Source organism: Streptomyces sp. SolWspMP-5a-2, assembly GCF_900091845.1.
Classification (GTDB): domain Bacteria; phylum Actinomycetota; class Actinomycetes; order Streptomycetales; family Streptomycetaceae; genus Streptomyces; species Streptomyces doudnae.
The window spans coordinates 121,519-143,189 of sequence record NZ_FMCI01000250.1 but is presented as its reverse complement, the minus strand read 5'-3'; the positions used below and the strand labels follow the sequence as shown (position 1 = coordinate 143,189).

General features: G+C 72.3%; 22 protein-coding genes. 10 read left to right on the top strand and 12 right to left on the bottom strand.

The genetic code is table 11. The features are described 5' to 3' along the window. Window positions 1-6: 6 nt before the first annotated feature. Complete coding sequence (locus GA0115242_RS25220) at window positions 7-951, bottom strand: hypothetical protein (protein WP_093832251.1); 945 nt, start codon at window positions 949-951, stop codon at window positions 7-9. Between the two features lie 81 nt (window positions 952-1,032). Here GA0115242_RS25220 and GA0115242_RS25215 point away from each other — a divergent pair, with 81 nt between their 5' ends. The 4 genes from GA0115242_RS25215 (at window position 1,033) to recX (ending at window position 5,105) form a co-directional block, all read left to right on the top strand. Continuing rightward, the gene (locus GA0115242_RS25215; protein WP_093832249.1) at window positions 1,033-1,227 is read left to right on the top strand and encodes a DUF3046 domain-containing protein; all 195 of its coding nucleotides are present in this window, start codon (window positions 1,033-1,035) and stop codon (window positions 1,225-1,227) included. 60 nt (window positions 1,228-1,287) lie between these two features. Further along, the gene (locus GA0115242_RS25210) at window positions 1,288-2,703 is read left to right on the top strand and encodes an AI-2E family transporter (RefSeq protein WP_256089627.1); all 1,416 of its coding nucleotides are present in this window, start codon (window positions 1,288-1,290) and stop codon (window positions 2,701-2,703) included. Between the two features lie 359 nt (window positions 2,704-3,062). Next, the gene (gene recA, locus GA0115242_RS25205; protein ID WP_093832247.1) at window positions 3,063-4,181 is read left to right on the top strand and encodes a recombinase RecA; all 1,119 of its coding nucleotides are present in this window, start codon (window positions 3,063-3,065) and stop codon (window positions 4,179-4,181) included. Window positions 4,182-4,184: 3 nt separating this feature from the next. Further along, window positions 4,185-5,105 (top strand): recombination regulator RecX, encoded by a 921-nt coding sequence (gene recX, locus GA0115242_RS25200; RefSeq protein ID WP_093832245.1) that lies wholly within the window; start codon window positions 4,185-4,187, stop codon window positions 5,103-5,105. Window positions 5,106-5,549: 444 nt separating this feature from the next. Here recX and GA0115242_RS25195 read toward each other — a convergent pair whose 3' ends face one another. From GA0115242_RS25195 to GA0115242_RS25165, 8 genes are all read right to left on the bottom strand, one after another. Then, window positions 5,550-5,951, bottom strand: a complete 402-nt coding sequence (locus GA0115242_RS25195) for a rhodanese-like domain-containing protein (RefSeq protein ID WP_256089624.1) — start codon at window positions 5,949-5,951, stop codon at window positions 5,550-5,552. Continuing rightward, entirely contained in the window at window positions 5,948-6,562 is a 615-nt protein-coding gene (locus tag GA0115242_RS25190) for a cysteine dioxygenase (protein ID WP_093832290.1), read from the bottom strand. The genes GA0115242_RS25195 and GA0115242_RS25190 overlap by 4 nt, the downstream gene beginning before the upstream one ends. Window positions 6,563-6,639: 77 nt before the next feature. Beyond that, a complete protein-coding gene (locus GA0115242_RS42550; protein WP_346013888.1) occupies window positions 6,640-7,092 on the bottom strand; it encodes a putative leader peptide in 453 nt (150 codons plus the stop codon). Between the two features lie 27 nt (window positions 7,093-7,119). Further along, on the bottom strand, window positions 7,120-8,763 hold the full coding sequence (locus tag GA0115242_RS25185; protein ID WP_093832243.1) for an FAD-dependent monooxygenase: 1,644 nt from the start codon (window positions 8,761-8,763) through the stop codon (window positions 7,120-7,122). 262 nt (window positions 8,764-9,025) lie between these two features. Then, window positions 9,026-9,919 (bottom strand): amino acid ABC transporter permease, encoded by an 894-nt coding sequence (locus GA0115242_RS25180; protein ID WP_093832241.1) that lies wholly within the window; start codon window positions 9,917-9,919, stop codon window positions 9,026-9,028. Next, window positions 9,916-10,584: an amino acid ABC transporter permease gene (locus GA0115242_RS25175; protein WP_093832288.1), complete on the bottom strand. Its 669-nt coding sequence runs from the start codon at window positions 10,582-10,584 to the stop codon at window positions 9,916-9,918. The genes GA0115242_RS25180 and GA0115242_RS25175 overlap by 4 nt, the downstream gene beginning before the upstream one ends. A gap of 75 nt (window positions 10,585-10,659) precedes the next feature. After that, window positions 10,660-11,496 (bottom strand): glutamate ABC transporter substrate-binding protein, encoded by an 837-nt coding sequence (locus tag GA0115242_RS25170; protein WP_093832239.1) that lies wholly within the window; start codon window positions 11,494-11,496, stop codon window positions 10,660-10,662. Window positions 11,497-11,546: 50 nt separating this feature from the next. After that, window positions 11,547-12,323 (bottom strand): amino acid ABC transporter ATP-binding protein, encoded by a 777-nt coding sequence (locus GA0115242_RS25165; RefSeq protein WP_093832237.1) that lies wholly within the window; start codon window positions 12,321-12,323, stop codon window positions 11,547-11,549. A 285-nt stretch (window positions 12,324-12,608) separates the two neighbouring features. Between GA0115242_RS25165 and GA0115242_RS25160 the strand changes: the two genes are divergently transcribed. Together GA0115242_RS25160 and GA0115242_RS25155 are read left to right on the top strand one after the other, a co-directional pair. Then, complete coding sequence (locus GA0115242_RS25160; protein ID WP_093832235.1) at window positions 12,609-13,295, top strand: response regulator transcription factor; 687 nt, start codon at window positions 12,609-12,611, stop codon at window positions 13,293-13,295. 13 nt (window positions 13,296-13,308) lie between these two features. Next, window positions 13,309-14,712: a sensor histidine kinase gene (locus GA0115242_RS25155; RefSeq protein ID WP_093832233.1), complete on the top strand. Its 1,404-nt coding sequence runs from the start codon at window positions 13,309-13,311 to the stop codon at window positions 14,710-14,712. Here GA0115242_RS25155 and GA0115242_RS25150 read toward each other — a convergent pair. Beyond that, window positions 14,702-15,703, bottom strand: coding sequence for a TAXI family TRAP transporter solute-binding subunit (locus GA0115242_RS25150; RefSeq protein ID WP_093832231.1), 1,002 nt, complete (start codon window positions 15,701-15,703; stop codon window positions 14,702-14,704). The two genes, GA0115242_RS25155 and GA0115242_RS25150, sit on opposite strands and share 11 nt — an antisense overlap. 166 nt (window positions 15,704-15,869) lie before the next feature. Between GA0115242_RS25150 and GA0115242_RS25145 the strand changes: the two genes are divergently transcribed. Then, window positions 15,870-16,274, top strand: coding sequence for a MazG nucleotide pyrophosphohydrolase domain-containing protein (locus GA0115242_RS25145; protein WP_093832229.1), 405 nt, complete (start codon window positions 15,870-15,872; stop codon window positions 16,272-16,274). Window positions 16,275-16,349: 75 nt separating this feature from the next. Here the strand turns inward: GA0115242_RS25145 and GA0115242_RS25140 are convergent, their stop codons facing one another. Both GA0115242_RS25140 and GA0115242_RS25135 read right to left on the bottom strand, forming a co-directional pair. Then, the gene (locus GA0115242_RS25140; RefSeq protein WP_093832227.1) at window positions 16,350-17,567 is read right to left on the bottom strand and encodes a cation:proton antiporter; all 1,218 of its coding nucleotides are present in this window, start codon (window positions 17,565-17,567) and stop codon (window positions 16,350-16,352) included. Window positions 17,568-17,571: 4 nt separating this feature from the next. Next, window positions 17,572-18,057: a cation:proton antiporter regulatory subunit gene (locus GA0115242_RS25135; RefSeq protein WP_093832225.1), complete on the bottom strand. Its 486-nt coding sequence runs from the start codon at window positions 18,055-18,057 to the stop codon at window positions 17,572-17,574. Window positions 18,058-18,236: 179 nt separating this feature from the next. On the opposite strand from GA0115242_RS25135, the gene GA0115242_RS25130 reads away from it, so the two are divergent. From GA0115242_RS25130 to miaB, 3 genes are all read left to right on the top strand, one after another. After that, window positions 18,237-19,196: a HAMP domain-containing sensor histidine kinase gene (locus GA0115242_RS25130; RefSeq protein ID WP_256089616.1), complete on the top strand. Its 960-nt coding sequence runs from the start codon at window positions 18,237-18,239 to the stop codon at window positions 19,194-19,196. Further along, window positions 19,193-19,876, top strand: a complete 684-nt coding sequence (locus GA0115242_RS25125) for a response regulator (RefSeq protein ID WP_093832221.1) — start codon at window positions 19,193-19,195, stop codon at window positions 19,874-19,876. The genes GA0115242_RS25130 and GA0115242_RS25125 overlap by 4 nt, the downstream gene beginning before the upstream one ends. Before the next feature lie 101 nt (window positions 19,877-19,977). After that, complete coding sequence (gene miaB, locus GA0115242_RS25120; RefSeq protein ID WP_093832219.1) at window positions 19,978-21,507, top strand: tRNA (N6-isopentenyl adenosine(37)-C2)-methylthiotransferase MiaB; 1,530 nt, start codon at window positions 19,978-19,980, stop codon at window positions 21,505-21,507. Window positions 21,508-21,671: the final 164 nt, after the last annotated feature.

Below are 21,671 nucleotides of genomic sequence, written 5' to 3'. Positions count from 1 at the left end.
CCGTCCTCAGCCGATGGCCCGGCCGTGTGCCCTGAGCGTGCCCAGCGCCTCGATCGTCACCAGGGGGCGTGCCTCCAGGGCCGTCCCCGGCGCCCACCGGCGCCAGCGGATCGGCCAGCCGCCGTCCTCCTCCTGGGCGTCCGCGAGGAAGTCCAGGGAACGGCTCATCTCGTCGTCCGTGAACCACGCGCGCGCGAGCGAGCCGGGCGTCCGCGCGAAGTCGTGCGGGTAGTGGTGCTCGCCCGGGGCGTACCCGGGGGATACCGGGAAGGCGTCCGGACGGTCCGGGTCGAGGACGGCGAGCCGCCGCTCGCGCACCAGGCGCCCCAGCCGGTCGGCGGCGGCCTCGGCCCGCGGCCGGTCGGGCGCCGAGTCCAGGAAGGCGACGGCGGCCTCGACCTCGTACGGATGCGACGTCGTCAGGGCGTCGATCGCCCGCCAGCAGAATTCGGTGGCCCGGAACAGCCAGGCGTGCCACACCTCGTTGCGGTGCAGCAGACCCACCACGGGACCCGTGGCGAGCAGCTCGCTCGGCGGATCGTCCACGACCGGGATGAACGGCGCCGCCGGATAGCCGCGCTGCGCGGGAAGGACGGCGGGCAGCGCGCCGTCCGCCGCCGAGACCGACGTGAGGTAGCGGCAGACCCGCTCCGCCCGCCGTCCCCCGCAGCGCCCCACGGAGTCCAGCACCCGCAGGGCGTGCGCGGTGTGCAGCGGCTGGCTGACCGGACCCCGCAGATCCGGTTCGAGGGCGTGCCCGTACCCGCCGTCCTCGTTGCGGTAGGCGTCCAGGGCGGTCTCCACCGGGTCGGCGCCGCCGCCGAGGAACCGGTGGGCGAAGCGGCGCTGCTCCAGCACGCGCGCGGTGAGCCACACGAAGTGTTCGGCGCGCAGGAGCGGGGAGCGCGGCCGGGACGTGGTCGGGAGCGGGGAGGCTCCGGTTGCGGACATGCGTCAGACCGTAGGGCGGAAAGCGGCTCCCGCGCGGGGTACCGGCGCGGGGCCCACTCTCAGGAGCGGGATACTGGGGTCATGCGGTTGACGGTCTTCTGGCAGCGGATGGCGGAGCACTTCGGTCCCGGCTACGCCGACACCTTCGCGCGCGATCACGTGATGGCGGAGCTGGGCGGGCGCACCGTCCAGGAGGCGCTGGACTCGGGCTGGGACACCAAGGACGTGTGGCGCGTGGTCTGCGCAGTGATGAACGTTCCGGGCGAGCGGCGCTGAGAGGTCACGAAGTGCGGGAGCCCGTGGCCGATTGTCAGTGGCGTGGGCGAGACTTGCCCCGTGGCACCCACTGACGAGACCGGGCAGCTCGCCCCGCACACAGCACCGTCCGGCCCGACCCCGCCCGAGCGGCCGCCCGCCGACGGCGCCGCCGTCGCGCCGCCCGTGCGCATGCCCCGCTGGCTGCCGCGCGCCCTGGTGCTCGCGCTCTCCCTCTACGCCGTGTTCCAGCTCGGCAGTTGGGCCTTCCACCAGCTCACCGGGCTGCTGATCAACATCCTCATCGCGTTCTTCCTGGCCCTCGCCGTGGAACCCGCGGTGAGCTGGATGGCCTCGCGCGGGGTGCGCCGGGGGCTCGCCACGGCCCTGGTGTTCCTCGCCGTGATGGTGGCCACCGCCGGGTTCGTCACCCTGCTCGGGTCGATGCTCGCGGGTCAGATCATCAAGATCGTCGAGGATTTCCCCGAGTACCTCGACTCCGTCATCAACTGGGTCAACGGCCACTTCCACACCGAGCTGCGGCGGGTCGACGTCCAGGAGGGGCTGCTCCGCTCCGACTGGCTGCGCACCTACGTGCAGAACAGCGCCACCGGCGTCCTGGACGTCTCCGCGCAGGTCCTCGGCGGCCTCTTCCAACTGCTGACGATCGCCCTGTTCTCGTTCTACTTCGCCGCGGACGGACCCCGCCTGCGCCGCGCGATCTGCTCCGTGCTGCCGCCCGCGCGCCAGGCCGAGGTGCTGCGCGCCTGGGAGATCGCCGTCGACAAGACGGGCGGCTACATATACTCGCGCGGCCTGATGGCGCTGATCTCCGGCATCGCGCACTACATCCTGCTGGAGGCCCTGGGCGTGCCCTACGCGCCCGTGCTGGCCGTGTGGGTGGGGCTGGTCTCGCAGTTCATCCCGACCATCGGGACCTATCTCGCGGGCGCGCTGCCGATGCTGATCGCCTTCACCGTCGACCCCTGGTACGCGCTGTGGGTGCTGGCGTTCGTGGTCGTCTATCAACAGTTCGAGAACTACATGCTGCAACCGAAGCTGACCTCGCGGACCGTCGACATCCACCCCGCGGTCGCCTTCGGCTCGGTCATCGTCGGCACCGCGCTCCTCGGCGCGGTCGGCGCGCTGATCGCCATCCCGGCGGTCGCCACGCTCCAGGCGTTCCTGGGCGCGTACGTGAAGCGGTACGCGGTCACCGACGATCCCCGCGTCCAGGGCCACCGGCGGGCCCGGCCGGTGGCCACCACGCGCGCGTGGTGGTCCGGGGTGCGGCAGAGACCTGCGTCCGGGGCGGAGAGCGACGCGGTGGGTCGCGGTGCTGCGGTAAGCAGTGCGGTGGCAGGCGGTCCGACGGCAGGCGGCCCGGCAGGAGGCGGTCCGGCCGACGGGGAGCCGACGGCGCCGGGGCAGGGCGTCGACGCCGACCGCGACAGCGACGCCGGTTCCACGGGTCGTCCCGGCGGATCCTCGTCCTGAGTGCCTGAGTGCCTGAGTGCCTGAGTGCCTGAGTGCCTGAGTGCCTGAGTGCCTGAGCCTCTGAGTGTCTGACCGAGCCCCGTCATCTCACGGATGGCGGGTGCTCGCCGATCGCGCGGGCTCCCGCGGCACAGCTCGCAGCGGTGCCCGGAGACGGGCGTGGTGCGCTTGACACGAAAATCGAACATCCATTCTTATGGAAGCTCTCGACACGGAATCCGACCAGTGATTCGACACGGTTCCAGTGGAGATGTGCCTAAGTTATCCACAGGCCGGAAGGGCGTCGGGGCGCATTGTCAGTGGCAGGCGTTAGCGTCTTTGACGTGAAGCGATCGACTCAAGCAAACCGGGTGGAACCCATGGCAGGAACCGACCGCGAGAAGGCGCTGGACGCCGCGCTCGCACAGATTGAACGGCAGTTCGGCAAGGGCGCGGTGATGCGCCTCGGCGAGCGGCCGAACGAGCCCATCGAAGTGATCCCCACCGGGTCGACCGCCCTCGACGTCGCCCTCGGCGTCGGCGGCCTGCCGCGCGGCCGTGTGGTGGAGGTCTACGGACCGGAGTCCTCCGGCAAGACGACCCTGACCCTGCACGCCGTGGCCAACGCGCAGAAGGCCGGCGGCCAGGTCGCGTTCGTGGACGCGGAGCACGCCCTCGACCCCGAGTACGCGAAGAAGCTCGGCGTCGACATCGACAGCCTGATCCTCTCCCAGCCGGACAACGGCGAGCAGGCCCTGGAGATCGTGGACATGCTGGTCCGCTCCGGCGCCCTCGACCTCATCGTCATCGACTCCGTCGCCGCGCTCGTGCCGCGCGCGGAGATCGAGGGCGAGATGGGCGACAGCCACGTCGGTCTCCAGGCGCGTCTGATGAGCCAGGCGCTGCGGAAGATCACCAGCGCGCTCAACCAGTCCAAGACCACCGCGATCTTCATCAACCAGCTCCGCGAGAAGATCGGCGTGATGTTCGGCTCCCCGGAGACCACGACCGGTGGCCGGGCGCTGAAGTTCTACGCCTCGGTGCGGCTCGACATCCGCCGCATCGAGACCCTGAAGGACGGCACGGACGCGGTCGGCAACCGCACCCGCGTCAAGGTGGTCAAGAACAAGGTCGCGCCGCCGTTCAAGCAGGCCGAGTTCGACATCCTCTACGGCCAGGGCATCAGCCGCGAGGGCGGCCTGATCGACATGGGCGTGGAGAACGGCTTCGTGCGCAAGGCCGGTGCCTGGTACACGTACGAGGGCGACCAGCTCGGCCAGGGCAAGGAGAACGCGCGCAACTTCCTGAAGGACAACCCCGACCTGGCCAACGAGATCGAGAAGAAGATCAAGGAGAAGCTGGGCGTCGGCGTCCGTCCCGAGGAGCCGACCGCCGAGCCCGGCGCGGACGCGGCCGTCTCCGCCGCCGACGACGCGAAGGTGCCCGCCCCCGCGCCCGCCAAGGCGACCAAGGCGAAGGCCCCGGCGGCCAAGAGCTGATCCGTGACACGGCGAACCGACTGGGCCGAGTACGAGTACGCCCACCCGGACCCTCCGCGCGAGCGGGGCCGGGCGGGCGAGGGACGGCGGCGCCCCGCCGGGCAGGACGGCGGCCCCGCCGAGCGGTACGAGGACACCGGGGCCTTCGGCCCGGGTGACGACAGGGAGCCCGCTCCCTCCGAAGGTTCCGATCCGTACGCGGTCACGGGGGCTGGGTACGGATCGGACAGCTCTGACGACGGGGACCCGGAGTACGGGGGCGCCCCGTCGGGCGACGGTTCCGGCCGCCGCACGCGGCGAGGCGGCCGCGGCGCCCGGACGGCGGGCGGTCACCGCGGGCGCGGAGAACGGCGCCGCGGCGGACCGTCCGGTGAGGACGGCGACACCTCTCCCTCGTCGAGGGCCGAGCGGGAGGAGTCACCGGCGGACCCGGTGGAGCGGGCACGGGCGATCTGCCTGCGCCTGCTCACCGGGACCCCGCGCACCCGCAAGCAACTCGCGGACGCCCTGCGCAAGCGGGAGATCCCGGACGACGCCGCCGAGGAGGTGCTGTCGCGGTTCGAGGAGGTCGGGCTGATCAACGACGGCGCGTTCGCGGACGCGTGGGTGGAGTCCCGGCACCACGGCCGTGGCCTCGCCCGGCGGGCGCTCGCCCGGGAGCTGCGGACCAAGGGCGTCGACTCCACACTGATCGACGAGGCGGTCTCCCAGCTCGACACCGAGCAGGAAGAGGCGACGGCCAGGGAACTCGTCGCCCGGAAGCTGCGCTCCACCCGCGGCCTCGACCGCGACAGACGGCTGCGCCGCCTCGCCGGGATGCTGGCCCGCAAGGGCTACTCCGAGGGCATGGCCCTCCGGGTGGTCCGCCAGGCACTGGAGGAGGAGGGCGAGGAGACGGACTTCCTCTACGAGGAGGGGAACTAGGGCCGTCCGGTACGGGGGAACCCTGGCTTGTCCGGCACCGGGGGAACCCGGCCCGTCCGCTACGGGGAGGGGAACCCGGCCCGTCCGGTAACTCCCGCCCGCCTCATGGGAGCCGTCAGCCCGTCGGCTCGCCAGCCCCCGGCATCGTCAGGCCCGCCCGCCCGCCCGCCAGCCCGCCAGCCCGTCGGCTCCCCCGCATGTCCCCTCGCCGCACCGGGGGCAAGCCCGAGTCCCTACAGGGCCGTCAGCACCTCAACCTCCCGTATCCCCAGGCCCTCCAACCTCCCGTATCGGCAGGCCCTCCGTCCCGGACGCGGGCCCACGCCCGGAGCGACGGGAGCCCACACCCGGAGCGAGGGGAGCCCACATCAGGCACGACGGGAGCCCGCCCCGGGCCCCGCGTGGCCGCTCGCCCGTCCGACGACGGGAGCCGTCGGACAGGCCCTACGTTCCCGTACCGTCCGTCACCGGCAGGCCCGCGGCGCGCCAGGCCTGGAAGCCGCCGACCAGGTCCGTCGCGCGGTGCAGGCCCAGCTCGCGCAGGGACGCGACCGCCAGGCTCGACGCGTACCCCTCGTTGCAGATCACCACGATCCGCAGGTCGTGGCCGGTCGCCTCGGGAACCCGGTGGCTGCCCTGGGGGTCCAGGCGCCACTCCAGCTCGTTGCGCTCGACGACCAGCGCGCCCGGGATGAGACCGTCCCGTTCGCGCAGGGCCGCGTAGCGGATGTCGACCAGAAGCGCGTCGCCCGCCGCCGCGGCCTCGTGCGCCGCGCGGGGTTCGATCCGCCGGTAGGTCGAGCGCACCCGCTCCAGCAGCTCGTCTATGCCGGTGGGCCGGGTCACTGCCAGTCCTGCGGGCGCTCGACGTGCTCCAGGCGCAGCACCGGGCCGGTGCGGCTGTAGCGGCGGATCCGGGGGAGCGGCGGGTAGTAGGCGTGCACGGAGATCGCGTGCCGGTCGGTGGACTCGTTGAGGACCTCGTGGACGTGGTGACGTCCGAAGGCGCGGCCCTGACCGGCCGGGAGCCGCCGTTCGCGGTCCACGTCGCCGTCCAGCTCCAGGGTCTTCCAGCCGTCTGCCGGGAGCCGTGCGGCGAGGGAGTGCTCCTTCAGCTCGCCGGACGCCGTCAGGAAGGCGCCTACGGACTCCGCGTGGTCGTGCCAGCCGGTGCCGGTGCCGGGGGGCCAGCCGATCAGCCACGCCTCGCTGCCGCCGGGGCCTTCGAGCCGTACCCAGGTCCGGTCCTCGGGGTCCAGCGGGAGCGAGGCGATCAGCTCGGGGTCGGCGGCGCTGCGGCGGACGAAGTCGAGCAGGTCGGCCTGGGTGGGCGGAGCGGGTGCGGCGGACGGCGACGGCGTGGCGGGAGCGTGGAGAGGCGTCGCGGCGGAGGCGGGCGACGACGTGGAGACAGCGGAGACAGGGGAGGCAGCGGAGACAGACGAAGGAACAGACATGGGACCGTCCTGATGTGCGTTCGCGGACAGCGCGCCGCGGCCGTACGGGCGGGCGAGCCGGAGAGAGGGGTGCGAGATCAGCAGGACGGGCGACACACGCAGCCCGCATAGCGGACGAGGTCCATATGGACCCTCCGCCACAGGCGCACACAGGTGTCGGTCACGATCCGGAGTAGACCATGACGGCCCACACCGGTCAACTGACTGTCACCATGTGGACCGCGAGACGACCGCACAGTGACGGGGGCTCGGAGGGGGTTGGACAGTTCCGCCTGGTCAGGCCGGGCCCACCCCCCCCACCGCCCGGACCGCGAGGGGACGACGCGGCGACGGCCGTCTCGAAGAGGCCGCGCAATCCGCCGGAGCGCCCCGCGGGTCCCCACCGCCGACGCACGGACCCACCCCGCACCGCACAGACCGCACGGCCCACCCCCCCCACCGCACGAAGTCCCCCTCTCCGCACAGACCGCGCGGAACCACCACAGCGACGGTCGGCACCGAGGCACCGAGGCACCGACGCGCGGAGACATGGAGACAGGGAGACGTGGAGACCCGGGTCAGCGGGACGCCGTCGTCGCCTCCGCCTCCGCCTCCTCCGGTGTCTTCTCCTCCGCCGGGGCGGGCTCCGGCTCCGGGGGAGGCCCGCCGAGGGCCGTCTCGGCCGCCGCGTACAGATCGGCCGGGCGGACGCCGTTCAGCGCCGTCACCAGATGGCCGTCCGGACGGATCAGCAGGACGCTGTGGGCGGTGGCGCCCGGGTACTCCTCGGCGACGAGCAGTTCGGCGGGGTGCGGCAGGGCCGCCACCGCGGCGGCCAGCCGGGGCATGATCCCGGCGGTCATCCAGTGCTTGCGGTCCCACACCCCGGTCCCCGGCGCGATCAGCACCACCAGCAGCGTGCCGCGCCCGAGCCGGTCCCGCAGCCGGACGAAGGAGCCGTCCTCCGCCGTCACCCGCACGTCCTCGACCGGGTCACCCGCCGGGGTCTCCACCGGCACCTCGCCCTCCAGGTGCCGGGGCGCGAGCGGGGAGCCCGCGTAGCCGCCGGGGGCGCCGAGCGGACCGTGTCCGAGGTGGCCGTCGACGAGCAGCCCGTCGTGGCCCCGGCCCGAGCCGGGCACGTAGGAGCGCAGCCCGCCGCCCCCGCGCAGCAGCGGCAGCGACTGGTCGGTGGCCCGCAGCCGGGCGGCGACCACCGCGCGCCGCTCCGCCTGGTAGCTGTCGAGCAGCGCCTCGTGCGGCCCGTGGTGCCAGGCGAGCGCCAGCTTCCAGGCGAGGTTGTCGGCGTCCCTGAGCCCCTCGTCGAGGCCCTGGGTGCCGAGCGCGCCGAGCAGGTGGGCCGCGTCCCCGGCGAGGAAGACCCGTCCGGCCCGCCAGCGTCTGGCCAGCCGGTGGTGCACGGTGTGCACGCCCGTGTCGAGGAGTTCGTAGGGCGGGGTGGGGCCGCCGGTCCAGCCCGCGAGGGTCTCCCTGACCCGGGTCAGCAGCAGTTCCGGGGTGACCAGGTCCTTGCCGGGCGGCAGCAGCCAGTCCAGGCGCCAGACGCCGTCCGGGAGCGGGCGGCCGATGACCTCGCCCGCCGACGGGCCCGAGGTCCGCCAGGGCGGCGCGCGGTGCAGCAACGCTTCGTCAGGCCGGGGGAGTTCGGTGCGCAGGGCGGCGACGGCGTGACGTTCCACCGCCGTCCGTCCGGGGAAGCGGATGTCCTGGAGCTTGCGGACCGTCGAGCGGGGGCCGTCGCAGCCCACCAGGTAGCTGCCGCGCCACCAGGTGCCCTGGGCGCCCCGGGTGTGCGCGGTGACGCCGGACGGTTCCTGCTCGACGGCGTCCAGGCGGCTCTCCGTGACGATCCTGACGAGACGTCGGCCCGCCAGGGCGTGGCGCAGGGCGCCGGTGAGCACGTGCTGCGCGATGTGCAGCGGGGCGGGTTCGCCGTCGTCGAAGGTGATCTCGCGCATCACCTGCTTGCGCCGCAGGGACCGCCATCCGGCCCAGCGCGTGCCCTCCTCGTCGAGCGGCACCCCGGTCAGCCGTTCCATCAGGTCGGCGGTGTCCTCGCGCAGCACGACGGTGCGCGCGGGGCGCGGCTCGTCGGTGCCGGTGGACTCGTCCAGGACGACGGAGGGCACCTCCTGACGCGCCAGTGCCAGGGCGAGCGTCAGCCCGACGGGCCCCGCCCCGACGATGATCACCGGGTCCACGGCGTGGCGCCCCCCGCCCGTGACGGCGTCCTGACGGACGTATGTGAACAGGAAGTTGGAGCGGGGTGCACGATCACAGAACGTATGCAACCCACTGCCGGTGCCCGCGTCAAGCGACGCCCTCGTCCGGTGTGCCGGACCGCGCCACCTGGGCGCCGTCACTTCTGGGACGTGGGACGACGGAGGGGACGACAGTGCCGACTGTCGTCCCCTCCGTCGTGCGGCCGGTGCGTCCGTGGGCGGCGCCCGACCGTGCGTCGGCTCAGAGCGTGGCGCCCGTGCCGGCGCCCGGCGCGCCCTGGGCCGCGGCGTCGTCGGCGCTCAGCACCGCGCCCGAGGACTTCTTGCGGCTGCGCAGCCGCTTCTCGAGCCAGCCCGCGAACGTGGTGAGGCTGAAGTTGAGGGCCACGAAGATCACCGCGACGACCGTGAAGCTGGCGATCGTGTTGGCGCCGTAGTAGGCGGACATGGTGTTGGCGGAGGCCAGCAGCTCGGGGAAGGTCAGGACGGCGCCGCCGAGCGCGGTGTCCTTCACGATGACCACGAGCTGGCTGACGATGGCCGGGAGCATCGCCGTGACCGCCTGCGGCAGCAGGATCGACACCATCGTCTGCGTCTTGCGCAGGCCGATCGCGTGCGCCGCCTCCGTCTGGCCCTTGGGCAGGGACAGGATGCCGGCCCGGACGATCTCCGCGAGCACCGAGGCGTTGTAGAGCACCAGGCCGGTGATGACCGCGTACAGCGGCCGGTCGTCGGAGCCGACGTTGGAGTACTCGGAGTACAGCGCCAGGCCGAAGATCATCAGGATCAGGACCGGGATGGCCCGGAAGAACTCGACCAGCATGCCCGCCGGCACCCGGACCCAGCGGTGGTCGGAGAGGCGCGCTATGCCGAGCACGGCGCCCAGCGGCAGCGCGATCAGCATCGCGACACCGGCCGCGATCAGGGTGTTCTCCAGACCGGGCAGGACGTACGTGGTCCAGGCCTCGGTGCCGACGAACGGCTTCCACTTCTCCCAGTCCAGCTGCCCCTTGTCGGAGAGGCTGGAGAACACCCACCACAGCAGGGCCGCGGCGGCGACCAGGAAGACGCCGGTGAACAGGACGTTGCGCTGCTTGGCGCGGGGCCCCTGGGCGTCGTAGAGAACGGAGCTCATCGCTTCACCGCCACCTTCTTGCCGACCCAGCCGAGGACCATGCCGGTCGGCAGCGTCAGACAGACGAATCCGAACGCGAAGACCGCGGAGATCAGGATGAGCTGGGCCTCGTTCTCCACCATCTCCTTCATCAGCGTGGCCGCCTCGGCGACGCCGATCGCTGCGGCCACCGTGGTGTTCTTCGTCAGCGCGATCAGCACGTTGGCCATCGGGCCGACGACCGCGCGGAACGCCTGCGGCAGGACCACGAGGGAGAGCACCTGGGTGAAGCTGAGGCCCAGTGCCCGCGCGGCCTCGGCCTGGCCGACGGGAACCGTGTTGATGCCGGCGCGCAGTGCCTCGCACACGAAGGCCGAGGTGTAGGCGACCAGACCGAGCACGGCGAGCCGGAAGTTGATCGTGTCGAAGTTGTCGCCGCCGCCGAGCGTGACGCCGAGCGTCTGGCTCAGGCCGAGCGACGCGAACAGGATGATCACGGTCAGCGGGATGTTCCGCACGACGTTGACGTAGCCGGTGGCGAATCCGCGCAGCAGCGGCACCGGGCCCACCCGCATCGCGGTCAGTACGGTTCCCCACACCAGGGAGCCGACGGCGGAGAGCAGGGTGAGCTGCACCGTCACCCAGAAGGCTCCCAGCAGGTCATAACCTTCAAGAAAGTCGAACACGTTCTCCCGCGCTTCCACGAGTGGTGGGACCCGCGGTGCGCCGCCGCGGCGGACGGCGCACCGGTCGGGATCTGGTCAGCTCTTGACGTCGCCGATCTTCGGCGCGGGGTCGTTCTTGTAGTTCGCGGGGCCGAAGTTCTTGTCGACGGCCTTCTGCCAGGACTGGTCGGAGACCATGGCCTCGAGGGCGGTGTTGATCTTCGCCTTGAGGTCGCTGCCCTTCTTGACGCCGATGCCGTAGTTCTCGTTGGTCATCTTCAGGCCGGCGAGCTTGAACTTGCCCTTGAACTGCGACTGCGAGGCGTACCCGGCGAGGATCGAGTCGTCCGTGGTCAGCGCCTCGATGGCACCGTTCTGGAGACCGGTGAGGCAGGCCGAGTAGGTCGGGTACTTCTGCAGGTTGGCCTTGGGGGCCAGCTTGTCCTTGACGTTCTGCGCCGAGGTCGAGCCGGTCACCGAACACAGCTTCTTGCCGTTGAGGTCGGCGGCGGACTTGATCGACGAGTCGTCGGCGGCGATCAGGACGTCCTGGTGGGCCAGCAGGTACGGGCCAGCGAAGTCGACCTTCTCCGCGCGCTCGGGGGTGATCGAGTAGGAGGCGACGATGAAGTCGACGTCACCGCGCTGGAGCATGGTCTCGCGGTCCTGGCTCTTCGACTCCTTCCACTCGATCTGGCCGGCGTCGTAGCCGAGCTTCTTGGCGACGTACGTGGCGACGTCGACGTCGAAGCCGCTGTAGCCCTGCGGCGTCTTCTGGCCGATGCCGGGCTGGTCGAACTTGATGCCGATGGAGATCTTCTTGGAACCGCTGCCCGACCCCTTGTCGTCGCTGTCGCCGGAGCCGCAGGCGGTGGCGGCGACGGAGAGGGCGAGCACGGCGGCCGAGGCGGCGGTGACCTTGCGGAGCTTCATGGTGAACGTCCTTTTGGTGGTGAAGGGTTGGCGGCCGTGCGGGGCCTGGGTCAGTGGTGCAGGATCTTCGACAGGAAGTCCTTCGCCCGGTCGCTGCGCGGGTTGCTGAAGAACTGGTCGGGCGTGGCCTCCTCGACGATCCGGCCGTCGGCCATGAAGACCACCCGGTTCGCGGCGGAGCGCGCGAAACCCATCTCGTGCGTGACGACGATCATGGTCATGCCGTCCCGGGCGAGCTGCTGCATGACTTCGAGGACCTCGTTGATCATCTCCGGGTCGAGCGCCGACGTCGGCTCGTCGAAGAGCATCACCTTCGGGTCCATGGCCAGCGCCCTGGCGATCGCCACGCGCTGCTGCTGGCCGCCGGAGAGCTGCGCCGGGTACTTGTCGGCCTGGGTGCCCACCCCGACCCGGTCGAGCAGCGCCCGCGCCTTCTCCTCGGCCTTCGCCTTCTCCGTCTTGCGGACCTTGATCTGGCCCAGCATGACGTTCTCCAGCACCGTCTTGTGCGAGAAGAGGTTGAAGGACTGGAAGACCATCCCGACGTCGGCCCGCAGCCGGGCCAGCTCCTTGCCCTCCTGGGGCAGGGGCTTGCCGTCGATCGTGATGGCGCCGGCGTCGATGGTCTCCAGCCGGTTGATGGTGCGGCAGAGCGTGGACTTCCCGGACCCGGAGGGCCCGATGACGACGACCACCTCGCCACGGGTGATCGTCAGCTCGATGTCCTGGAGCACGTGCAGAGCGCCGAAGTGCTTGTTGACGTTCTTCAGGACGACCAGGTCGCCGGTGGAGGCCACCTCTTCCTTGGCCACCGATACTTCGGTCATCGCGATCAGGCTCCCGTCCTCCTCGGTTTCGGAGGACAGTAATGACGGGGTAATGCGACCGTCATCACATCTGAGCGAGATCTGAGCATCACGATCCGGTAGCGAGCGGGCACCCCCTGTGCTCCTCGGGCGATCCGTGCGTATCGGGCGGATAACGGAAGTGCCGCGCAACCGGAACGCCCTTGACGGCGTCCTCGTCCATCAGCGTGACTGCGGAAGTGCACGCGCGCGTACGCGAGGTGTACCCACGCCGTGCGTACGGCCGATGAACCGAAGGGGGCCCGGGTGAGGCTGCTGCTCGTCGAGGACGACAACCATGTCGCCGCCGCGCTGTCCGCCGTCCTGGCCCGCCACGGGTTCGACGTCACCCACGCCCGCAGCGGCGAGGAGGCCCTGCGCGCCCTGGTCCCGGAGAGCGACGGGTTCGGCGTCGTCCTGCTCGACCTCGGCCTGCCCGACCAGGACGGCTACGAGGTCTGCGGCAAGATCCGAAAACGCACCAGCACACCGGTGATCATGGTCACCGCGCGGGCGGACGTCCGCTCCCGCATCCACGGCCTCAACCTGGGCGCCGACGACTACGTGGTCAAGCCCTACGACACCGGCGAACTCCTGGCCAGGATCCACGCCGTGAGCCGCCGCACCGTCCACGAGGACCCGGCGGGCGGCGACAGTGACGCGCTGCGGCTCGGCCCGCTCCTCATCGAACTGTCCACCCGGCAGGTCGGCGTGGACGGCACCGTCGTCCAGCTGACCCGCAAGGAGTTCGACCTGCTGGCCCTGCTCGCCCAGCGCCCCGGCGTGGTCTTCCGCCGGGAGCAGATCATCAGCGAGGTCTGGCGCACCAGTTGGGAGGGGACCGGCCGCACCCTCGAAGTGCATGTCGCGTCCCTGCGGGCCAAGTTGCGCATGCCCGCGCTGATCGAGACCGTGCGCGGGGTGGGCTACCGGCTCGTCACCCCGGCCGCCTAGCGGGGGACGACAGGTGCGTACCCGGCTGCTGCCGCTGCTCATCGTCCTGCTGGCGGCCGTGCTGCTGGCGCTCGGCGTGCCGCTCGCGATCAGCGTGGCCGCCGCCGAGCAGCAACGCGTCGTCGTCGACCGGATCGACGACACCGCGCGCTTCGCGGCCCTCGCCCAGTTCGTCACCGACGGCTGCGGCACCACCCGGGTCACCACCGACGAACGCCTGGAGACCCTCAGCACCGAACTCGCCAGCTACTACGACGTGTACGGCATCCGTGCCGGTGTCTTCTGCCACAGCGAGGTCCCGATGGCCGCCGCGCCCGTCCACTGGCGGCTGCCGGAGGCGGGGGAGATGCGGGACGCGTTCGCCGAGGCGCTGCTCAGCCGGCGCAGCCACGACCCCGAGCAGGTGTGGCCGTGGCAGCGCGACCGGCTGGTCGTCGCCTCGCCGGTGATCCGGGACGGTGACGTCGTCGCCGTCGTCGTCACCGACTCGCCCACCGGGTCGATGCGTTCACGGATCCTGCACGGCTGGCTGGTGATCGCCGCGGGCGAGAGCGCGGCGATGCTGCTGGCCGTGGGGGCGGCGCTGCGGCTGACCGGCTGGGTGCTGCGGCCGGTGCGCATCCTGGACGCCACCACCCACGACATCGCCACCGGACGCCTGAAGTCGCGGGTCGCGGCGGCCGGCGGTCCGCCGGAACTCCGGCGCCTGGCCCGGTCGTTCAACGAGATGGCGGACAACGTCGAGGACGTCCTCGAACAGCAGCGGGCCTTCGTCGCCGACGCCTCCCACCAACTGCGCAACCCGCTGGCCGCGTTGCTGCTGCGCATCGAGCTGCTCGCCCTCGAACTGCCCGACGGCAACGAGGAGATCGCCTCCGTGCGCACCGAGGGCAAACGGCTCGCCACCGTCCTCGACGACCTGCTCGACCTCGCCCTCGCCGAGCACGCCGAGGCCGATCTGCGGATCACCGACCTCGGGGCGCTGACCGCGGAGCGGGTGGCCGCCTGGACCCCCACGGCCGAGGCCAAGGGCGTCCGGCTGGCCGGTGACTGCCCGCCGACCACCGCCTGGGCCGACCCGGTCACCCTCTCCAGCGCGCTGGACGCGGTGATCGACAACGCCGTCAAGTTCACGCCCGAGGGAGAGACGGTCGAGGTGGCCGTGGGCTTCGACGGCACCACCACGACCGTCGTCGTCGCGGACCGCGGCCCCGGGCTGACCGACGAGGAGCTGAGCCGGGTCGGCGACCGCTTCTGGCGCAGCGCCCACCACCAGAACATCAAGGGCTCCGGCCTCGGCCTCTCCATCTCCCGCACCCTGCTGGCGGCGGGCGGCGGCACCATCGCCTACGACCACCACCCCCCGCACGGGCTGCGGGTGACGGTGACGGTGCCCCGGTCGGGCCCTACGGCTTGACCGAGCGGTAGTACCTGCGGGCGCCCTCGTGCAGGGCGAGCGGGTCCGTGTAGATCGCCGTGCGCAGGTCGACGAGTTGCGCGGAGTGCACGGTGGAGCCGATCCGGTCCCGGCTCTTGATGACCGTGCGGGTGATCCACTCGGTCAGCCGGGGATCGACGTCCGTGCGGGTCATCAGGATGTTGGAGACCGCGATCGTCGGGACCGCGGCGCCGTTCTGGAGCCCCCGGTAGGCCGACTCCGGCATGTTCGTCGACCGGTAGTAGCGGGTGGCGCCGCCCTGTTCGTGCAGCTTGGCCACGAGGTCGGCGCCGATCGGCACGAACCGGAACGCGAAGGACGGCGTCAGCTTCTGCAGCCCCTGCGTGGGCAGCCCGCCGGACCAGAAGAACGCGTCGATCCGGCCGTCCCGCAGCCCGGCTGGCCCGATGTCGATGCCGTCGGAGCTGGGCGTGATGTCCTTGACGGGGTCGACCCCCGCCGCCTTCAGGACCCGGTCCGCTATCAGCCGCACCCCGGAACCCGGCAGCCCCGTCGCCACCCGCCTGCCCTTGAGGTCGGCGACCGACCGCACGGGGGAGTCACGCGGCACCACGAGCTGGACGTAGTCGTCGTAGAGGCGGGCCACCCCGCGCAGCCGGGTCGCGCCCGGGTTGTCGTCGCTCAGCTCGTACGTCTCCACCGCGTCCGCCGCGGTGATGGTGAAGTCGGCCTCCCCGGTGGCCACCCGCCGCACGTTCTCCTGGGACCCGGCGCTGGTCGTCAGGGTGACCCGCAGCTCCGGCATGTCCTGATGGAACTCCTGCTGGAGGAGCTTGCCGTACTGCTGGTAGACCCCGGCCCTGGTGCCGGTGCTGAAGGTGATCGTGCCGCTCGGCGGGTCCTCGCCCAGGGGCAGCAGCCACCACAGCAGCAGCCCGAACGCGACGGACCCGGCGGCGGCCGCCAGGAGGGCGCGGCGCCGGCCGGGCCGGGGGAAGAACGTGGACATGAGCGCGATCCTGCCAGCAGACACACGGAACTGACCAGGGGCGGGGGCGGGGGGGCAGGGGAGGGGATGGAGGCGGGACGGGGTCAGGGGGGCGGGGCACGGACCCCGGGCGGGGCGGGGGCTCGGACCGGGCCGGGGCGGGGGCCCGCGTCGGTAGAGTCGCCGTATGACTGCATCGCCCGCCGACCTGGTCCGCGCCTTCCACCTCGCCGTCGGGCTCGACGTCCGCACCAGTCCCGGCGAGGTGCCGCCCGAGCTGGCCGCCCAGCGCGGTGAGCTGCTGCGCGAGGAGGCCGCCGAGGTGGCCGAGGTCGCCGTGAGCGGCCCCCTCGACAAGCTCGCGCACGAACTGGCCGACGTCGTCTACGTGGCCTACGGAACCGCCCTGGTGCACGGCATCGACCTGGACGCGGTGATCGCCGAGATCCACCGCTCCAACATGACCAAGCTCGGCCCGGACGGCCGGGTGGTGCGCCGCGACGACGGCAAGGTCCTCAAGGGCGAGCACTACCGGGCCCCGGACGTGACGGCCGTCCTGCGCGGCCAGGGCTGGAGCCCCGAGGCGGACTGAGCGGGCCGGAACGACGGACGGGCCCACGGCGGCTCCCCTCCAGGGCGTGCCGTGGGCCCGGTGCACCGGCGGGGCTCAGTCGCCCACCGGAACCTCCTCCGCCTCCTCCACCGGCTGCGCGACCCGCTTGCGGGCGGCCAGCCGCTCGGTGACCAGACGGGCGACCGGCTCGGTGTACCGCGCGGTGAGCGGCCCGAGGACGACCAGGATGAGCACGTACGCCGTGGCCAGCGGGCCGAGCGAGGGCTCGATGCCCGCGCCGACCGCGAGGCCCGCGATGACGATCGAGAACTCGCCGCGCGCCACCAGCGCGCCGCCCGTGCGCCAGCGCCCCTTGACCGAGATGCCCGCCCTGCGGGCCGCCCAGTAGCCGGTGGCGATCTTCGTGGCCGCCGTCAGCACCGCCAGGGCCAGCGCGGGCAGCAGCACCGGCGGGATGCTCGCCGGGTCGGTGTGCAGCCCGAAGAAGACGAAGAACACGGCGGCGAACAGGTCGCGCAGCGGGCTCAGCAGGGTGTGCGCGCCCTCCGCGACCTCCCCGGACAGCGCGATGCCGACCAGGAACGCGCCGACCGCGGCCGACACCTGGAGCTGCTGGGCGACACCCGCGACCAGGATCGTCATGCCGAGCACGACCAGCAGCAGCTTCTCCGGGTCGTCGCTGGAGACGAACCGGGAGATGACCCGGCCGTAGCGCACCGCGACGAACAGGACGAGACCGGCCGCGCCCAGGGCGATGGCCAGCGTGAGGCTTCCGGCGAGCAGCCCGGCCCCGGCGACCAGCGCGGTCACGATGGGCAGGTACACCGCCATCGCGAGGTCCTCGAGGACCAGCACGGAGAGGATCACCGGCGTCTCGCGGTTGCCGACCCGGCCCAGGTCGCCGAGGACCTTCGCGATCACCCCGGACGACGAGATCCAGGTGACACCGGCGAGCACGACGGCCGCCACCGGGCCCCAGCCCATCAGCAGGGCGACGGCGGCACCGGGCACGGCGTTGAACATCATGTCGACCAGACCGGCCGGGTAGTGCGACTTCAGGTTGGTGACCAGGTCACCCGCCGTGTACTCCAGGCCGAGCATGAGCAGCAGCAGGATGACGCCGATCTCGGCGCCGGTGGCGACGAACTCCTCGCTCGCGCCGAGCGGCAGCAGCCCGCCCTCACCGAAGGCGAGACCGGCCAGCAGGTACAGGGGGATGGGGGAGAGACTGAACCGGGCGGCCGCCCGGCCGAGCAGGCCGAGGGCCAGCAGGATGGAACCGAACTCGATCAGCAGGACCGCGGAGTGCACCCGATCACTCCCGCCCCAGTATCGCCGCGGCGGCGTCCACGCCCTCACGGGTGCCCACGACGATCAGGATGTCACCGCCCGCCAGCCGGAAGTCGGGAGCGGGGGAGGGGATCGCCTCGGCCCGGCGCAGCGCCGCGACCACGGAGGCCCCGGTGTCGGTGCGCATCCGGGTCTCGCCCAGGACCCGTCCGTTCCAGCGGGAGGCCGCGGCCACCTCGATGCGCTCGGCCACCAGGCCGAGATCGGTGGTGTACAGCAGGCTCGCGCTGTGGTGGGAGGGCTTGAGGGCGTCGATGAGCACGCCCGCCTCGGGGCCGGTCAGACGCAGGGAGTGGGCGCAGGAGTCGGGGTCGTCGGCCCGGTACATGTTCACGGTCCGGGCACCGTCCCGGTGCGCCACCACGGACAGGTGGCGCTGGTCCTTCGTCACCAGGTCGTACTGGACTCCGATCCCCGGCAACGGCGTCGCCCGCAGGCGTGGCGCAGACACGTTTCTCCCCTTCGCTCAACAGCTGGTCGTGATCATCGGCGATCACGGTCGGCAGTCTGCATGGTGCCACCCACACGTACCGTGGCGATATGGGTGACGTGACGGATATACGCGAGCGGGGGGCTGTGGGGAGACTCGGCACAGCAGTGCCGGGAGCACGTGCCGGACGAGGGAGGACCGTGTCGCTGTTCTGGCGGATCTTCTCGCTCAACGCCGTCGGGCTGGTCGTCGCCGCCTCCCTGCTGCTCGGTCCTGTCACCGTCTCGACCCCCGTGCTGCCCGCCGAGGCGATGGTCGTCGTCGGCGGCCTCGGCCTGCTCCTGGTCGGCAACGCCTTCGTGCTGCGCGCCGGGCTCGCCCCGCTGCGCCGCCTCGGCGGTGCCATGGCCGCCGCCGACCTGCTGCACCCGGGCGCCCGCGCCGAGGTCTCGGGACCCGCCGAGGCGGCCGAGCTGATCATCACGTACAACACCATGCTCGAACGGCTGGAGAACGAGCGCGCGGCGGGCGCCGGGCTCGCCCTCTCCGCGCAGGAGCGCGAGCGCCACCGCATCGCCCGCGAACTGCACGACGAGGTCGGCCAGACCCTCACCGCCGTGCTGCTCCAGCTCAAACGGGTCGCCGACCGGGCCCCCGCCGAACTGCGCGCCGAGGTCGGCCAGGCGCAGGAGGCCACCCGGGACGGCCTGGACGAGATCCGCCGGATCGCCCGCCGTCTGCGGCCCGGCGTCCTGGAGGAACTCGGCCTGGTCAGCGCGCTGCGCTCGCTCGCGGGCGAGTTCACCACCCGCGGGCTGACCGTGCGCCACCACATTCCGGGAGGTCCAGGCGATCTGCCCGCCCTGACCGAGGAGTCGGAACTCGTGCTCTACCGCGTCGCCCAGGAAGGGCTGACCAACACCGCGCGCCACTCCGGTGCCGACCGCGCCGAGATCAGGCTGCGGCCGGTCGACGGCGGCGTCGAACTCGTCGTCCGCGACAACGGCAGCGGCCTCGGCGGGGCCAGGGAGGGTGCCGGGATCGTCGGGATGCGCGAGCGCGCCCTGCTCGTCGGCGCCGACCTCACCCTCGGCCCCGGCCCGGAGGCGGGCACCGAGGTGCGGCTGCGGGTCCCGGCCGCGGAAGGAGCCGCCCGATGACCGCACCGCCGCAGCCGACGTCCCCGGGCACGCCGCCCGCCCGGGTGCTGCTGGCCGACGACCACGCGCTGGTCCGCCAGGGCGTCCGCCTCATCCTGGACGGCGAACCCGACCTGACCGTCGTCGCCGAGGCGGGCGACGGCGCCGAGGCCGTGGAGCTGGCCCGCGCGCACGACATCGACCTCGCCGTCCTGGACATCGCGATGCCCCGGATGACCGGCCTCCAGGCGGCCCGCGAACTCTCCCGGCGGCTGCCGGACCTGCACATCCTGATCCTGACCATGTACGACAACGAGCAGTACTTCTTCGAGGCGCTCAGGGCGGGCGCCAGCGGGTACGTCCTGAAGTCGGTCGCCGACCGGGACCTGGTCGAGGCGTGCCGGGCGGCGGTGCGCGACGAGCCGTTCGTGTACCCGGGCGCGGAACGGGCCCTGGTCCGCTCCTACCTCGAACGGCTGCACCGCGGCGACGGCCTGCCCGAACGGGCCGTCACCGAGCGCGAGGAGGAGATCCTCAAGCTGGTCGCCGAGGGCCACACCTCGAAGGAGATCGGCGAACTGCTGTTCATCAGCGCCAAGACGGTCGAGCGCCACCGCGCCAACCTCCTGCACAAACTGGGCATGAAGGACCGCCTCGAACTGACCCGGTACGCGATCAGGGCGGGGCTCATCGAGCCCTGAGCGCCGCTGCCGCTCCCGTCGTGCGTGCGGCGTCGATGGCACCGCCCCCGCCGTCCCCGTCCGTGAGAAGGGGGTGTGCGGCGAGCGCCTACCCTTGAGCCATGACCATCAGCAGCGACCGGAGCCCGGCAGTGGACACCTCAGCGCCCAAGACCTACGAAGTCCGTACCTACGGGTGCCAGATGAACGTCCACGACTCCGAGCGATTGTCCGGGCTGCTGGAGGGCGCGGGCTACGTGCGCGCGCCCGAGGGGTCCGACGGCGACGCGGACGTCGTCGTCTTCAACACCTGCGCGGTCCGTGAGAACGCCGACAACCGGCTCTACGGCAACCTCGGCCGCCTCGCGCCGCGCAAGGCGAGCAGGCCCGGCATGCAGATCGCGGTCGGCGGCTGCCTCGCGCAGAAGGACCGCGACACCATCGTCAAGAAGGCGCCGTGGGTGGACGTCGTCTTCGGCACGCACAACATCGGCAAGCTGCCGGTCCTGCTGGAGCGCGCCCGGGTCCAGGAAGAGGCCCAGGTCGAGATCGCCGAGTCGCTCGAGGCGTTCCCCTCCACGCTGCCCACCCGGCGCGAGAGCGCCTACGCGGCCTGGGTGTCGATCTCCGTCGGCTGCAACAACACCTGCACCTTCTGCATCGTCCCGGCGCTGCGCGGCAAGGAGAAGGACCGCAGGACCGGCGACATCCTGGCCGAGGTCGAGGCGCTGGTCGCCGAGGGCGTCAGCGAGGTCACCCTGCTCGGCCAGAACGTGAACGCCTACGGCTCCGACATCGGCGACCGCGAGGCGTTCAGCAAGCTGCTGCGGGCCTGCGGCGCGATCGAGGGCCTGGAGCGGGTCCGCTTCACCTCGCCGCACCCCCGCGACTTCACCGACGACGTCATCGCGGCCATGGCCGAGACGCCCAACGTGATGCCGCAGCTGCACATGCCGCTGCAGTCCGGCTCGGACCCGGTCCTCAAGGCGATGCGCCGGTCCTACCGGCAGGAGCGCTACCTCGGGATCATCGAGAAGGTCCGCGCCGCCATCCCGCACGCCGCGATCACCACCGACATCATCGTGGGCTTCCCCGGCGAGACGGAGGAGGACTTCGAGCAGACCCTGCACGTCGTCCGCGAGGCCCGTTTCGCGCAGGCGTTCACCTTCCAGTACTCCAAGCGGCCCGGCACCCCGGCGGCGACCATGGAGGGGCAGATCCCCAAGGAGGTCGTCCAGGCGCGCTACGAGCGGCTGGTCGCGCTCCAGGAGGAGATCTCCTGGGAGGAGAACAAGAAGCAGGTCGGCCGCACCCTGGAGCTGATGGTCGCCGAGGGCGAGGGCCGCAAGGACGGCGCCACCCACCGGCTCTCCGGACGCGCCCCCGACAACCGGCTCGTCCACTTCACCAAGCCGGACCAGCCGGTGCGCCCCGGTGACGTCGTCACCGTCGAGATCAGCTACGCGGCGCCGCACCACCTCCTCGCCGAGGGCGCCGTCCTCGCCGTGCGCCGCACGCGCGCGGGGGACGCCTGGGAGAAGCGCACCGCGGCCGAGGCCGCCAAGCCCGCAGGCGTCATGCTGGGCCTCCCGAAGATCGGCGCCCCGGCCCCGCTGCCGGTCGCGACGGGCAGCGGCTGCGGCTGCGACTGACCGACCCGAACCGGAACACCCCGCCCAGCACGGAGAGCACCTCTCCGTGGCGCCCGTGCACCCCGCCCCGCGCTCGTCCACCCCCGCCTGCGCGCGAGCGCCATCCCGTCCAGGTCATGACCCCGTCCGCCCGCGCGTCGGCCCCCTTCGGCGGGCCGTAGGCA

What these genes read in the sequence shown, in the direction of transcription:
- GA0115242_RS25220 (WP_093832251.1), bottom strand. Translation starts at nt 951, where the DNA reads ATGTCCGCAACCGGAGCCTCCCCGCTCCCGACCACGTCCCGGCCGCGC.
- GA0115242_RS25215 (WP_093832249.1), top strand. Translation starts at nt 1,033, where the DNA reads ATGCGGTTGACGGTCTTCTGGCAGCGGATGGCGGAGCACTTCGGTCCC.
- recA (WP_093832247.1), top strand. Translation starts at nt 3,063, where the DNA reads ATGGCAGGAACCGACCGCGAGAAGGCGCTGGACGCCGCGCTCGCACAG.
- GA0115242_RS25190 (WP_093832290.1), bottom strand. Translation starts at nt 6,562, where the DNA reads ATGTCTGTTCCTTCGTCTGTCTCCGCTGCCTCCCCTGTCTCCGCTGTC.
- GA0115242_RS42550 (WP_346013888.1), bottom strand. Translation starts at nt 7,092, where the DNA reads ATGTCTCCGCGCGTCGGTGCCTCGGTGCCTCGGTGCCGACCGTCGCTG.
- GA0115242_RS25180 (WP_093832241.1), bottom strand. Translation starts at nt 9,919, where the DNA reads ATGAGCTCCGTTCTCTACGACGCCCAGGGGCCCCGCGCCAAGCAGCGC.
- GA0115242_RS25170 (WP_093832239.1), bottom strand. Translation starts at nt 11,496, where the DNA reads ATGAAGCTCCGCAAGGTCACCGCCGCCTCGGCCGCCGTGCTCGCCCTC.
- GA0115242_RS25165 (WP_093832237.1), bottom strand. Translation starts at nt 12,323, where the DNA reads ATGACCGAAGTATCGGTGGCCAAGGAAGAGGTGGCCTCCACCGGCGAC.
- GA0115242_RS25150 (WP_093832231.1), bottom strand. Translation starts at nt 15,703, where the DNA reads ATGTCCACGTTCTTCCCCCGGCCCGGCCGGCGCCGCGCCCTCCTGGCG.
- GA0115242_RS25145 (WP_093832229.1), top strand. Translation starts at nt 15,870, where the DNA reads ATGACTGCATCGCCCGCCGACCTGGTCCGCGCCTTCCACCTCGCCGTC.
- GA0115242_RS25125 (WP_093832221.1), top strand. Translation starts at nt 19,193, where the DNA reads ATGACCGCACCGCCGCAGCCGACGTCCCCGGGCACGCCGCCCGCCCGG.
- miaB (WP_093832219.1), top strand. Translation starts at nt 19,978, where the DNA reads ATGACCATCAGCAGCGACCGGAGCCCGGCAGTGGACACCTCAGCGCCC.